Annotated in this window: 10 protein-coding genes; 3 read left to right on the top strand and 7 right to left on the bottom strand. The window is 40.3% G+C overall.

The features are described 5' to 3' along the window. Positions 1–65: 65 nt before the first annotated feature. Together H5183_RS09525 and trmL are read right to left on the bottom strand one after the other, a co-directional pair. A complete protein-coding gene (locus H5183_RS09525) occupies positions 66–3911 on the bottom strand; it encodes an EAL domain-containing protein (protein ID WP_182731551.1) in 3846 nt (1281 codons plus the stop codon). A gap of 162 nt (positions 3912–4073) precedes the next feature. Then, complete coding sequence (gene trmL, locus H5183_RS09520; protein ID WP_145235242.1) at positions 4074–4538, bottom strand: tRNA (uridine(34)/cytosine(34)/5-carboxymethylaminomethyluridine(34)-2'-O)-methyltransferase TrmL; 465 nt, start codon at positions 4536–4538, stop codon at positions 4074–4076. 108 nt (positions 4539–4646) lie between these two features. Between trmL and H5183_RS09515 the strand changes: the two genes are divergently transcribed. Next, positions 4647–5558, top strand: coding sequence for a cation diffusion facilitator family transporter (locus tag H5183_RS09515; protein WP_145235244.1), 912 nt, complete (start codon positions 4647–4649; stop codon positions 5556–5558). Here H5183_RS09515 and H5183_RS09510 read toward each other — a convergent pair. Genes H5183_RS09510 through H5183_RS09500 form a run of 3 tightly spaced genes read right to left on the bottom strand, consistent with a single transcriptional unit; the run spans position 5534 to position 8572 of the window. Then, the gene (locus H5183_RS09510) at positions 5534–6478 is read right to left on the bottom strand and encodes an alpha/beta fold hydrolase (protein WP_182731566.1); all 945 of its coding nucleotides are present in this window, start codon (positions 6476–6478) and stop codon (positions 5534–5536) included. The two genes, H5183_RS09515 and H5183_RS09510, sit on opposite strands and share 25 nt — an antisense overlap. An 11-nt stretch (positions 6479–6489) precedes the next feature. Beyond that, positions 6490–7905 (bottom strand): ATP-binding protein, encoded by a 1416-nt coding sequence (locus tag H5183_RS09505; protein ID WP_182731550.1) that lies wholly within the window; start codon positions 7903–7905, stop codon positions 6490–6492. Next, positions 7883–8572 carry a response regulator transcription factor gene (locus H5183_RS09500; protein ID WP_145235248.1) on the bottom strand — a complete coding sequence of 230 codons (690 nt, stop codon included), beginning with the start codon at positions 8570–8572 and terminating at the stop codon, positions 7883–7885. The genes H5183_RS09505 and H5183_RS09500 overlap by 23 nt, the downstream gene beginning before the upstream one ends. Before the next feature lie 172 nt (positions 8573–8744). Between H5183_RS09500 and H5183_RS09495 the strand changes: the two genes are divergently transcribed. After that, a complete protein-coding gene (locus H5183_RS09495; protein ID WP_182731549.1) occupies positions 8745–9269 on the top strand; it encodes a Spy/CpxP family protein refolding chaperone in 525 nt (174 codons plus the stop codon). Positions 9270–9945: 676 nt separating this feature from the next. Here the strand turns inward: H5183_RS09495 and H5183_RS09490 are convergent. Further along, a complete protein-coding gene (locus tag H5183_RS09490) occupies positions 9946–11133 on the bottom strand; it encodes a VWA domain-containing protein (protein WP_182731548.1) in 1188 nt (395 codons plus the stop codon). A 1-nt stretch (position 11134) separates the two neighbouring features. Beyond that, on the bottom strand, positions 11135–11983 hold the full coding sequence (locus tag H5183_RS09485; RefSeq protein WP_182731547.1) for a MoxR family ATPase: 849 nt from the start codon (positions 11981–11983) through the stop codon (positions 11135–11137). A gap of 190 nt (positions 11984–12173) precedes the next feature. On the opposite strand from H5183_RS09485, the gene H5183_RS09480 reads away from it, so the two are divergent. Further along, on the top strand, positions 12174–13868 hold the full coding sequence (locus H5183_RS09480) for a serine hydrolase domain-containing protein (RefSeq protein WP_182731546.1): 1695 nt from the start codon (positions 12174–12176) through the stop codon (positions 13866–13868). Positions 13869–13883 lie beyond the last annotated feature (15 nt).

The raw sequence follows: 13883 nt of genomic DNA, 5'->3' as shown, positions 1-13883 counted from the left end.
TGTAGCTGCCAGCGTTTATGGGATTGTATAAACGCTGGCAGTTAATCTAATAACTAACATGGTACTTAGTCATTCATCAAATTAGATTGTTTTCTCAGGTTGTTTTTTTCGAGATAAGCAGCTACTTTTTCAGCACAAAGCGGGCGACTATAATAATAGCCTTGCATCGTATTACAGCCCATAACATGCAACATATAAGCCTGCTCTTTAGTTTCAACCCCTTCGGCAACAACATCGATATGTAAGTATTTAGCGAGGCGAATAATTGTCGCGGTAATATTACGATCCTGCTCACTATCGACAATATCTTTTATGAAAGAGCGATCAATTTTTAAAGTATCAATTGGAAAACGTTTTAGATAGCCCAATGATGAATGACCAGTACCAAAGTCATCTAGCGCAATGGTAAATCCTAGTGCTTTTAAGCGATTCATTTGCTGTTGGGCAAATTCAGGGTTGTCCATCATGGCACTTTCAGTTATTTCTAACTCAACACAGCGCGCAGGTACGTCGTAGTTTGTTAAACACTCAGTGAGGGTTTCGACTAAACTACTTTGCTGAAAGTGCAGAGCAGAAACATTAATAGCTACTTTGCCAAAACTCACCCCTTCATTACGCCATAACTCTAGTTGCTTAAATAGCTGCTTCATTAGCAATAAAGTGAGAGGAATAATTGCGCCATTTTGTTCTGCAAGAGGGATAAATTCAACAGGACTAATTATACTGCCATCAACTTGTGGCCAACGGACTAAAGCTTCAAAACCATGTACTTGATCTTTATCTGCGTTATATTTTACTTGGTAAAATAATTGAAAATCCTGATGTTCGATAGCCCGAAAAAGTGCACTTTCTTTACTAAGCTCATTAGTATCAATCGTGTGTTTAGATTTATCAAAAAATTGATAATTATTGTGACCCATCTTTTTGGCGTGATTAAGCGCACTGTTGGCGCTGCGCATCAGCGCTTCGCTGTTATAACCATTTTCTGGGTACCCAGCGATGCCACAACAGGCAGAAATAAAGCTCTCTATACCATCAAGCATAAACGGTGTTTGGAATTGTTTAAGAATATTATCGGCCAGTTTTTTGGCGAAAAAGACGGTCTTACCTGAATATAAATATGGCGGTACAAGTACAGCAAATTCATCTCCCCCTAAGCGGGCCAAGGTATAACCAGAATCAAGGTTTCGAGTGAGTCTGCCCGCAACTTCTTTTAATAGTTCATCACCGATTGCGTGACCAAGGGATTCGTTAATTTTATTAAAATTGTCTAAATCTATAAAAATAATCAGTAAATTAGGGAAGTTGTTATTACAGCTGGCAATTGCCTTATTTACAGATTCAATAAAAATAGTGCGATTGGATAGCCCAGTGACAGAATCTCGAGTGGTTAATTTAAGCATCGCACGTTCATTATTCTTACGTGCAGTTACATCTGAAAATAACCCAATATAATGCGCGCTACTAGTACGTAGGTTAGGGGTTTTTACTTTCGTTATCGATAAATCTAAGGCATAGGGTTGCCCGTCTTTACGCACATTCCAAATTTCACCAGACCAATAACCATCAACCTCTAGATCATTATAAATGAGGCTTTCTAATTTTTTATCGCGGCCGTTTACAGTAAAGGCTTTTGGTTTTTTACCCACTACATCAGCAAGAGTAAAGCCACAAATAGTTGTAAATGCTTGGTTTATGTTCGTTATTTGAAACTGTTCATTGGCGATCCAAATGGCATCTTTTGATTGCGTAATTAACGCGTTGACCAAATTATGTTTAGCACCACTTTTTAATCTATAAACAATTAACAGCAGTAAAATAGCGAAAATAGCCGCTAAAATGAGATAATTGATCCAGTGAGGGAAAGTAAAAGCAGTTTGTTTAATCATTAACACTAGCGGTTCGCTGTTTACTTGATTAAGGTTTTTAACTTCAAGATAAATATTCTTTTCACTACTTGCCAGTGACAGCATAGTTTGAGTCGGCGGCAGTGCTAGCCAATCGCCATTGGGATCAAGCCGGTAATTTAGCCGCATAGGTAAGAGGCTATTACTGCTAAACCAAACAGAAATCCCTTTTAGCGGTTGGCTGGTATTTACTGCGTTGGTTGCTAAGTGGTAATAGTCTTGGCTTTTATCTTTGTAGTGCAAAGTCAAATGACTGACTAAAAAAGAGCTGCTTTGAGGTGGTGCTTGTTTTGAATGTACTTCTAATAAAGTATTACCTGTTGGTGCAAACAACATTATTTTATCACGATAGCTAACGCTAAAGAGTGAACTCGGAAGTTGCTTATAACTTATAGAATCATCAATATAAGCGGCAATACTATGAGTGGCATTTTCAACCCATAGGTTAGTGCTGGGTTTGTAGAGTTTTATCGCTTGAGAATCAACTATCCACAAAGCATTTTGTGGTGCTTCGTAAATGGCTGTGGTGTTGAACGTACTTACTTTATCAAAATTTATCTCAAGTGTTATTTGCTGAGAATTTTCAGGTGGTTGCCATTGACTCAGCCATAAGCCGTTACTTGTTGCAAGCCAAAGCCTTGAAGAGTTGCGTTGATAATAAATAGCGTTGATCTGCCCGAGGGCTTCAGTTTCAAGCACAAGGGCGGTGAGCTGTTGTTTAGCAATATAAAATAATTGCTCACCATTACTTGCTAGATATTGCTCGTCATTAAGGGATGTTAAAGCATTAATGTTATTAATTGGTAGTGTTTGGTTTTGTTGCTGCGTCGCAAAATCATATTTTATTAATTGCTTTTTGGTTGCTACCCAAAGTGTTGTTGGGGCGGTTGAATACAGGGCAGTAACTTGATCCTTTATTAATAAATCAAAAGTGAGGTTGCGGGCACTGTATAAATATAAACCAGTGTCGGTTGCAACAGCCCATTTATCTTCGCGCAGATAAGCGATGGTAATAATTTTTTTATGTTGTGTAAAATTATCTAACTGTTCCAACATGTCAAAGTATTGCTGCATACGCGGAGCAGGATTATCGGTGATAGGGGTTGTGATAATTTGCATTGCAGGGAGCTTTAGCCAGCTTTTAGTGGCAGTTTGCAGCCACAGTTGTTGGTTGTTTTGTTTAATTGATAAAAAGCGTGCAGGAGCACTATAAAATAAAGGATTAGTGTTTTTGGTCGTTAAATCATGTTTATAAGCGCGATTTTTATGCAAATAATAAAGCTGATCATCAAAGTAATTTAGTTGTTGAACATGCGCATGCTGGAGTTTTATTTCTTGCATAGAGTGCGTGTTGTTAAACAGGTAATGTTGGTCGTTATTGGTATTGATAAGGATCGCTGCTGAGGTTTGACTTGGACTCAACTGCGCGATAGGTGCGGGGACGATAAGCTGAGCTGTAATTGCATTACTTGCTAAATCAAAGTGACTAACTAAATTACTACCTGAATGTAGCCATAGGCTGTTGTTAAATCCCAATGCGAGTTCGACGATCTGCTCTGAAAAGGCGAATGGAGAATAGATTTTTTCGTCTTTTATAGTGTGGATCTGACCTTGGTACAGAAAGTAAAAGCCGAGCTCGGTGGTTAATATCGGCTGTTTTAGCGGTGTTGCTGTTAGTTGAATTAACTGGTTGTTAATTAAGTTTATTAAACTCAGCCCTTGCTCAGTGTTAATTAATAACCAGGATTTATAAGTAGCTACTTGTAAAATGGCTTGATTCGCAAATGATGAAAAAGGTGGTGCTTGGCCACTAAAAAGATGCACCGAGTCGTAATTAAACAGCCCTTTATTGGTAGCGAGCCAAAACGCATTACTCGGGTCTTGAGTAAAGTCATTAATGGCGGGTAGCGAAAGTTCATTCGCATTTAATTCAGCTACACTCGCGTTTGCATTTACAATAGATAACATGCTAATAAAACAGCATATTTGAAGGAAAAAACGCATTACAATCCATTGAATCAGTTTAAAAAGAACTTATTTAGAATAGTGTAGGAATAGAAATAATGCGAATCCACTCGAAGCAAATTTATTGCTATATGTAGTGCTAAATTATAATGGTGATTATAAAACAAGGCGCCTAACGATATAGGCGCATTTTAATATAATTTACTGCGCGTTAGGAAAGCCTAACTGACGCCATGATTCATAAACAAAAACAGCCACTGCGTTAGATAAGTTCATGCTTCTACTGTTAGCTTGCATAGGAATACGCACACGTTGTTCATTAGGTAGTGATTGAATTAAATCATCTGGTAAGCCACGGGTTTCTGGGCCAAAGACTAAACAATCACCTGCTTCATAACTCGCTTGATGGTGAAATTGACTGCCTTTAGTGGTACATGCATATACTTTTTTAGGTTGGCATTTTTCTAAGTAAGCTGCAAATGACGGATGGCGTTGCACATGGCTAAATTCATGGTAATCAAGGCCAGCTCTTTTCACGCGCTTATCGTCCCACTCAAAGCCCAAAGGCTCGATTAAATGCAAAGCATAGCCCGTATTTGCACACAGGCGAATAATATTCCCTGTGTTAGGTGGAATTTCAGGTTGGTATAAAACGATATCAAGCATAACGAGCCTTATTGGTGATCTACATTTTGACGTTCGAGAGTATACACGAAACAGATAAAAAAAATGATATACTCATTTTAAGTAAACACTTTAAGCATAGGCAAAAACGTGCATCAGCGCAGTTATGAGTTTTGGGTAAAAACAGCAAGTGTGGTCACTATGGTGATGGTGAGTTTAATGATTGCTGCTAAATGTTGGGCATGGCTTGCGTCTGGCTCTGCCTCTATGCTCGGATCACTCACCGATTCTTTGATGGATATTACCGCTTCAGCAATGAGTTTTATGGTGCTCTTTTATGCACTGCGCCCAGCTGATGACGATCATCGTTTTGGTCATGGTAAAGCCGAAGCCTTGGCGGGTTTAGGGCAAGCGGCATTTATTGCAGGCTCTGGCTGTTTATTGGCGTTTCATGGTATAGAGCGATTATTTAATCCTGTGGTACTAAGTCATTCAATGCTCGGGGTATGGGTTAGTCTATTTGCGATTGCTTGCACCTTAGTGGTGGTTTATGTACAAACTCAAGTCATTAAGCACACCGAGTCAATTGCAGTTAAAGCAGACTCTGTGCATTACAAAGGTGATATAATTTTAAATGCAGCAGTACTGCTGGCCATACTGCTTGCGCAAAATGATATGCTGTACGCGGATCCTATTTTTGCCATTGGCGTTGCGGGTTATTTGCTTTATAACAGTTGGGATATTGCTAGGCAAAGCGCTGACCATTTAATGGATAAAGAGCTACCTGAGGACGAAAAAGCCAGTATTATATCAATCGCTAACAGCCATAACGATGTATTTGGCGTACATGACGTACGCACGCGACAAGGTGGTAAAGTTAAGTTTATTCAAATGCATTTAGAGCTTGAAGATCAACTTCCCTTGATCCGTGCTCATTATGTAGCGGATGAAGTAGTGGCGATGATCCAACAAGAATTTAATTGTGAAATGGATATTTTGATCCATCAAGATCCAATGTCATTGAGTAATAGCCGCGCTCAAGTTAATGAATCACAAAACTGATAAAAACGGCTAAGCACAGCTTTGCGAATGGTGTCTTGTTCAAATAGTAACTCGTGCTTAGCATTCGCAAATGTTTGTAAAATAGCATTACTTTGACGGTGAACTAAGGCTAATTGGGCTTGGTTATCAACCACAGTATCATTCTCAGCACTGGCTACAAAAAGTGGAATCGATAGCTGTTGTTTTTCAAGAGTTGCCATAAAGCCAAAAGCTTCATTCAACCAGCCGTAAGTCACCCCGCCTAATTGTAGCGCGCTATCCGTTTGGTAGGTTTGTCTAAATAAATCATAGCGAGTTTCGCTACTGGTAAGGTCATTCTGTGCGAATTCATCAGGCAGGTAATCTGCTTGGCCAAACGCATAGTGTTTATTAAAACCAAACAAACAGGCAGCACGGGCGGCAAGTTTAGCCAGTGGTTTGGGAGTACCTTTAGTGAAAATATCAAACATGGGCGAAGACAAAAATACCCCACTGTAGTTATGTTCAAACCGGGTCAGGAAATCAAAGGCAATCGCGCCGCCCATTGAATGCCCTAGGATGACTTTTTTGCCTTGGTAGAGTTTACTGACAATTAGACGGTCAAACAGTGCTAAATCATCAGCATAATCACTAAATTTATTAACAAAACCTTTATGAGGATTGGCTAAAGCGCGATAAGAACGGCCTTGTCCTTGATGATCAATAATAAACACCGCATAGTTATTTTTATATAACTCCCTGATTAGCTCTTGGTATTTATCTAATCCTTCAATACGTCCAGAGCAAATAACAATAGCGGCTTTGGCATGCTCAGGTATCACATAGCCATAATATAAATCGCCATTATCGGTAGTCAGCTGCGCTTTGTGCAACTGCTGCTGAAAAAACTGCGTTATCTCAGGTTGTTGGGTAAGTAAGTTTTGCTCTGTGCTGTAAAACATAATGGCCATGATTATTTTTGTTTATCCAGAGGTAAGGCGATACGCACACATAACCCGCTTGGTTGTTTATTATGCAGCGTTAAACTGCCAGAATGGGCGACAATTGCATTTTTAGCAATCGCTAAGCCAAGTCCTGTGCCGCCGCTAGTTCTGTCTCGTGCATCAGATTGGCGGAAAAAAGGCTCACATAATTTGCCTAAATTTTGCGGTTCGACGCCCGGGCCATCATCACTGATCTCTATATAAATAGCATCACTTAAACTCAATGTTAGGGTGATTGTTTGCTCTGCATATTTTATTGCGTTGCGTAAAACATTCTCTAGCGCACTGGCAATGAGGCTCTCGTCACAATAAATATCAACATTGAGTTGGCCATTAATAATTAATTGCTTATTAGTCTGTTTAGCTTCAAATTGTGCATCATTCAAAACATGATCAATAATGATCTGTAAGGATTGTTGATGCAGCGATAGCGCCTGACTTTTCGCCTCTAAGCGCGATACTTGCAGCACATCAGCGATCATTTTATCGAGCTGATTTGCTTCTTTTTCAATGCGTAATAAATAGGTTTGGTTTTCTTCTGGGGTCTGCATTTGCGCAAGACCCGTAGCCATTTTAAGGCGAGTTAGGGGGGAACGCAACTCGTGAGATATATCAGCCAATAAGCGCTTTTGTGCAGAAATCAGTTGCTCTAACTGACTTGCCATACTATTAAAGTCGCGGCCAAGTACGCCCAGTTCATCTTGCCTGTTTGGATCAATTTCAGCGCGCGCGGTTAAATCGCCGTCAGAGAGCTTAATTGCAGCTTGCTTTAAGTGATTAATAGGTGCAATTAGGTTACGACTAAATATAAAACTTAAAGTTAATGAAGCCAGTAAAGCAATGATCACTTTTAGCCAAATCGGCATCAGCTTTAACCGTATAAAAAAAGGTGGTTGATGATTCTCATCAATTTCGTATAGGTAAAATTGCCCCTCAGGAAGGTTTATTTTTATCGGTCCGAATGCTTGATAATACTCGGTAAAAATAATTTGTGGCGGCATGTTTTTAGTGAAATTAAGTAAACTTAAATCAATCTCACTTGATGGTACTCTGCTACTGAGCGAGTGATCTGGCTGATCTGAATTTAAATATAGTAACTTTTGTTTTGCAAGCCGCGGATGAGTTAAAATTTCGGCAATCGATTTATTATGTTTGACTACCATACGTTCGATGCCTTTGGCCGTGTATTGCAAGTTTTTCTGCATGGGCCCATGTAAGTTCTCATAACTGACTTGATTGGTCGCAATGTTACTTAAAAACACCAATGCAGTTATGGTGCCTATTACTGTTAGCCAAAACCACACAAAAATTTTGAAAAATAAAAAGTGCTGAGGATGTTTTAGCCAAGAAAACCGAGTTTTATTACTCCCCTTGGATGAAGACATAACCTGTCCCTCGCATGGTTTTTATTCGTTCTGCATTGTTGAACTCGGCAATTTTTTTACGAATATTACTCACATGCATATCAATTGAGCGATCAAAAGAGGCTAGGCGTCTACCGAGCACCTCTTCACTTATTTGCTCTTTACTGACTACTTCACCTGCATGTTTAACCAGTAAGGCAAGTACTTCATATTCAGTACCGGTGAGGCTTAGCGGGTGTTCATCTACATACGCTTCGCGGGCTGCTAAATTTATAACAATATTATTAACGGTTAACTTATTGCTGCTGGTATTTGCTAGGCTAGTAATATGTTCAATACGACGAGTAATCGCTTTAACCCGCGCGAGTAATTCACGATGATTAAATGGTTTAGGAATGTAATCATCAGCGCCTAGTTCAAGACCAAAAATACGGTCAAAGTCTTCACCTTTGGCGGTTAGCATGATCACCGGCGTTAATTTTTTTTGCCTAAGCTGTTTTAATACTTCAAAGCCATCTAGTTTCGGTAACATAACATCGAGTAAAATTAATGCATATTCTTGCTCAAGCGCTTGTTTTAAGCCTTGCTCACCATCATGGGCACATTCTATTTGAAAACCTTGCGCAGTTAAGTACTCCGAGAGTAATTCACATAAACCGGTATCATCATCAATCATTAATAGCTTCATTATTTGCTCACCTTAACCACGCTGGAATAACTTCATTTTACGCCTTAACGCACTTAAAAGTGAACCTTTACACAACCTTTACATTGCTTTGCGTTGCTTTGCACTTGGTTAGTTATAGTGAACATAACAACTGAACAGACACTAAGTTACAAGCAACTCAAAGGTAATGATTATGACTATTTCAAGTAAAGTTTCTAAACTAGTATTAATTTGTGGATTAGCGACAGCAACATTAGGCACTGGCGCCGTAATAGCAAAAGAGGGCATGGATCATAAACCAGGCCATTCTCAACAGCATAAACAAGCGCGCTTTTTACTCTCTGAGCGTGGCGTTAAAAAGCTTGATTTAACTGAGCAACAACAAACTCAGTTAAAAAGCATTTTTGATGCGCAAAAAGCACAATTTAAAGCGCTACGTGGCAACGATAAACAGGCCATGAAGCAAGAGCGTGCTGCCCATAAGGCACAAATGCAAGCATTGTTAGATATGCCAGCCTTTGATGAAGCCGCAGCAAAAGAGTTATTAGCGCAGCGCCAAAGCAAAGGCGAGCAATTTGGCTTAATTAACCTAAAAACGCAGCATCAAGTATGGCAAGTATTAAATGCTGAACAACGTGAAAAGTACCAAGAAATTAAAAAACACATGCGTAAAAAAGGTGACAAAAAACGCAGCCGTGACGAACAAACGGCAGGCTAAGTAATTACCAAAATTACTAAAGCGAAAAAAGAAGCGCGGGAGAGATCCCGCACTTTTGTTTTCATTTCTAACAGCCCATGTAGCAGCGATTTTATATCGCGTTATAGTGCTTTTCGAGGGATGAGTAAGCTTAAAGAGGATTATGTTATTTAAGAAAAAATGCCACGGGCCTCGAGCAATGAGCTCCGAGTAAATCCCAGCACCTAGCCCCTATTTTTACAATTACTTCTCTAAAAGCGCAGCGCCTCATAACCTCTTTGTGAATAAATTTTAATTGCGCGGGGTAAACCCGCGCCTACGAAATATCACCCATCTCGTAGCAGCGATTTTATATCGCGTCATAGTGTTAATTTGATAAGTGTACGTAATTTGCGTACATTTAAGCGCATGCACAAGGCAAGCTAACCTTACTCACTTATGCTATGAATGATGCAAATAAGCCCGCCATTTCATCCGATGAAATAATCAATATTCGCGAAGCGTTTAATATGTCGCGCTGAGTATTTGCAAACTTATTACGTACCTCAGCAAGAATGTTTAAAAAATGGGAATAAGGGCGCATTGCTCCTAATGGGCAAGCAATTACTTTACTAAAACTGGTGCAGCGTTATCCAGAAACATTGAATCATATAGCTGAGTTGTAGAGTTAGTTTTCCTAGCCCCTATAATCTAGCACCTATGTTAGCTCTTTTATCGCATTACTTATGCCATCTAGACTCAGTGGGTACATGCGGTTATTCATTAGCTGCTTGATAAAATCAATTGATTGGTAGTAACGCCAGTGTTCAACCGGTTGTGGGTTGAGCCAGGCGACTTTATCAAAGTGATTGGTAATGCGGGTCAGCCATGCGCTGCCGGGCTCTTCGTTGTAGTGTTCAACAGAGCCGCCGGGGTAGGCGATTTCATACGGGCCCATAGTGGCGTCGCCAACAAAGATCACTTTATAGTCACTGGTGAACTTGTTGATCAGCGTCATGGTGTCGATGACGTTAGAGTGGCGGCGTTGATTATCTTGCCATACGTGTTCGTATAAACAGTTATGAAAGTAGTAAAACTCTAAATGCTTAAACTCGCTATGCGCGGCGCTAAATAATTCTTCACAGGTGTGGATGTAATCATCCATTGAGCCGCCAATATCAAACAGCATCAATACTTTTACCGCGTTGTGGCGCTCTGGTGCCATTTTTACATCCAGCATGCCGCCTTGCTTGGCGGTAGCGCGAATGGTCTCGTTTAAATCGAGGGTGTCACTGGCGCCAGTGCGAGCAAACTTGCGCAGTTTTTTAAGGGCGAGCTTAATAGTGCGTGAGCCAATTTCACGGTCGGAATCTAGGTTACGGTATTCGCGTTTATCCCATACTTTTACTGCTTGGCGATTGCGGTTGCCGTCTTGACCAATGCGCACGCCCTCAGGGTTATAGCCATACGCGCCAAATGGCGATGTACCACCGGTGCCCACCCATTTATTGCCACCAGCGTGGCGTTTTTGTTGTTCTTCTAGGCGCTCTTTGAGGGTTTTCATTAGCTCATCAAGGCCGCCCATGGCTTTAAGCTGGGCTTTTTCTTCATCGGTTAGGTGTTTTTCAAACTCTTTGCGCAGCCAATCTTCAGGTAAGTTGTGCTGCTGTTTTAAGCTTTCGAGTAAGTCCAGATCGGCAATGCCGCTAAAGTAATCAGCAAACGCTTTATCAAACCTGTCAAAGTGGGTTTCGTCTTTAACCATAATGGTACGGGCTAAATAGTAAAAACCGTCAACATCGGCAAATACCGCGCCTTTTTTTAGCGCGTTGATCAAATCAAGCAGCTCGCGCAAACTAACAGGTAAACGGTATTCACGCAGTTTGAAGAAAAACGCAACCAACATCTTAACGGCGACTCATAAAGGCAAGTTTTTCAATTAAGCTGATATCTTGCTCATTTTTAAGTAGTGCGCCAAACATTGGCATTAAACCGCCTTTTTGAGTTTTGTCATGCAGAGTTTTTGCATCGATGTCTTCAGCCATAAGCAGTTTTAACCAATCAAGTAACTCGCTGGTGGAAGGCTTTTTCTTAATGCCGTTGACTTCACGTAGATTAAAAAATACTTCTAGCGCTTGGCGAACTAAATCTTGTTTTACGTGTGGGTGGTGAACATCGATAATTTGCTGCATTTCATCACTAGATGGAAAATCAATGTAATGGAAAAAACAACGGCGTAAAAAGGCATCGGGCAGTTCTTTTTCGTTGTTTGAGGTGATGATCACAATAGGGCGTTGTTTTGCGATTACACGCTCACCGGTTTCATAAACATGAAATTCCATTTTATCGAGTTCTAATAGTAAGTCGTTCGGGAATTCGATGTCGGCTTTGTCTATTTCATCAATTAATAATACCGGGCGTTTGTTATGTTCTTCACCATAGGTAAATGCCTGCCACAACTTGCCTTTAATAATATAGTTACCAATGTCGTTTACCCGGGCATCACCTAATTGGCTGTCGCGTAGGCGTGATACCGCATCGTATTCATATAAGCCTTGCTGCGCTTTAGTGGTCGATTTGATATGCCATTGGATAAGTGTGGTGTCTAAGCTTTTAGCCAACTCCTCAGCCAGCATGGTTTTACCTGTGCCGGGCTCGCCTTTGATCAAAAGTGGCTTTTCCAGCAAAATAGCCGCATTAACCGCTTGTTTTAACGCTGAACTTGCGATGTAGTTATCAGTAGAATTAAATTGCACGTAAATACCTATCTGGTCTGAGCAGTAAACAATGTGGCTATCATGCCATAGATAAATACTTCAGACCAAATGAAATGAAGCAAACTGGCCTTATCAAGTGAGTGTAACTGGTACTACAGCCATAAATGTAAAGGGCTTAAAGTGGAGTGTTTAGCTATTTTAAAATAATCAAAATAATAATGAGATAAAAATGAGCAAGTTAAATTTTTACTTTGCAGGTTTAAGTGTTTTTATAATGGGCTGCTCCAGCACATTAGCACCAATGCGGAATGTATTAAGCCATGATTATTTAATGGCGAATAACAATTCTACATTCACTACTGATGCTTTTTTACCTATTAACGGCAAGGTGAGCAGTAATCAGTTTTCTGGTCGCTTAAGTATCAATGGGGTACCTATATTTAAACAAATTTATGGTGAGAAAAGTAGTTTGCCTGAGGGATATGCTACGTGGCCATTATTTAGCTATGAGTTTATCCAAGATAACGGGCGCTTGATACCGGTTGACCGTAGACATAGCTTTAATGGAAATGGGGCATGGTCTATCACGGCGGGGGTTGGTAAAGTATGGGATGAAAAAGCAGATAACGGCTACAGTCGAGCTGCATTTCCATATACTTTAAAAGAGCGTAATGCTAATTGTGAAGCTAATGGAGTGGCGTCATTTTTATTTAAATCTGATGGTTCAATCTCAAATGTACAGGTGCAAAATATCACCCAAACTTGCCCGTTTTTTGGTTTTGAATTTTATGGCACGTTAGCTGCTAAATACCGGCCTTATAAAATCAGTACTCAAGCCCGTGTAATAGCTAAACGTAATAAAGAAGAAGCGGGCTATATTGCAACTAAGCCCTTAGCGCAATTAGCCGTAGATTATCCAAAGGTTGATTTGGCGAATTACGCCTATGCTATTAAAGATGAAGACCTTATAGGCTTTAGTGTACTTGTTAACAATACCAGTTATGTTGCAGGATGCGATACCCGTTATGGCAAGCATCCTTATTGCCAAGATAGAACCGTAGGTGTTTACTCATTTACCAAGTCAGTTCATGCATTCACAGTTGTGGCTGCGCTTGAACAACGTTTTCCGGGGTTTAAAAAAATGGCTATCCAAACGTTAGTTCCAGAGTGTAGCGATAAACGTTGGCAAGGAGTAACGGTTGAGCACGCTTTAGATATGGCAACGGGAAATTATCAATCAGCAGAGTTCGAAGTGGATGAACATAGTAAAGCAATGGAGCAAGGTTACTTTACTAAAAGTACCCGTGCAGAGCGTGCTGAGTTTATTTGTAATGGCTGGCCTCATAAAGCAAAACCTGGTAGTTATAGTGTTTACCATACCACTGACAGTGAGCTGGTCGGCTATGCTGCTGCGCAGTTTGTTAAGCTCAAGCTAGGTGATAATAAAGAGGCGTTTAATGATATTTTAGTGCCCATTTATAACGCGATAGGATTGAGTGAATATGTAGCCGGTGTGCAACGTAATAGCGATACGATGGATGCGTGGGCAGGGTATGGCTTATCAATGACTTTAAATGACGTAGTACGGTTTAGCCAATACTTACGTGATGAAGCATTAACGGATAACTTGCTTGATAAAACAATGGTGAAAGAGGTCTTAAGTGGCCGTCCACAAGGGCTTTCTGCCAATATTGCTAACTTTAATTATGATAATGGCTTTTGGCGTTATCATAGCGGTAAAGCAACGGCGATGAAAAGCTGCGGCAGTGATGCCCAAGTGCCAGTAATGTCTGGCTTTGGTGGACATACCGCAATTATTTTACCAGAGGTTATAATTACTCAGCTAACTGATGGTGGGGGGCTGGGCTTTTCGCGCACCATTACTGATGTATTTAACAATATTAGTGATAAGTGCCCCAATTAAGGTTCTTAAAAAGCG

The organism is Pseudoalteromonas sp. SR44-8, assembly GCF_014163635.1.
In the GTDB taxonomy this organism is placed as follows: domain Bacteria; phylum Pseudomonadota; class Gammaproteobacteria; order Enterobacterales; family Alteromonadaceae; genus Pseudoalteromonas; species Pseudoalteromonas rhizosphaerae.
This window is presented reverse-complemented; position numbering and strand designations above follow the sequence as displayed.